Origin of the sequence: Dactylosporangium siamense (assembly GCF_016862795.1) — a bacterium.
GTDB lineage: Bacteria > Actinomycetota > Actinomycetes > Mycobacteriales > Micromonosporaceae > Dactylosporangium > Dactylosporangium siamense.
Genome location: NZ_BONQ01000171.1, coordinates 1 through 569, shown reverse-complemented (window position 1 = coordinate 569; position 569 = coordinate 1). Strand labels below are relative to the sequence as shown.

At 67.3% G+C, this 569-nt stretch carries 1 protein-coding gene; it reads left to right on the top strand.

Going from position 1 to position 569, the window contains the following annotated elements; all coding sequences use genetic code 11:
- Positions 1–569: condensation domain-containing protein (locus Dsi01nite_RS50910; RefSeq protein WP_239137010.1), on the top strand; the 569-nt coding region annotated here is incomplete at both ends.

Below are 569 nucleotides of genomic sequence, written 5' to 3'. Positions count from 1 at the left end.
CACGCTGGTGTTGCGTACGGACCTGTCCGGCGATCCGACGTTCGTGGAGTTGCTGCAGCGCGTCCGCGCCGACACCCTGGCCGCATACGAGCACCAGGATGTGCCGTTTGAGCAGTTGGTGGACGAGTTGGGTGTGGTGCGGGACCGGTCGCGGACGCCGTTGTTCCAGGTGTTGTTCAACTATGCGGCCGGTGGTGCGGAGGGTCCGGTCGGTGATGGGCCGGTGTCGATGCCGGTGAAGTTCGATCTGTCGGTGGCTTTGGCTGAGGCCGGGGCGGGCGTGGTGGGTTCGGTGCAGTACAGCACGGCGCTGTTCGACGCGGCGCGGATGTCGGGGTTTGTTGGTCATTTTCAGCGGCTGCTGTCGGCGGTGGCGGGCGCGACGGATGTGCGGTTGTCGCGGCTGCCGTTGCTGACGCCCGGCGAGCTGGTGGACCTGTCGAGGTGGGGCGCTCCCGTGGTGGAGCTGCCGCCGGTGGAGACGATCCACGAGTTGATCGGTGGGTGGGTGGTGACGTGTCCGGATGCTGTGGCGGTGCGGTGTGGGGATGAGTCGGTGACGTATGGGG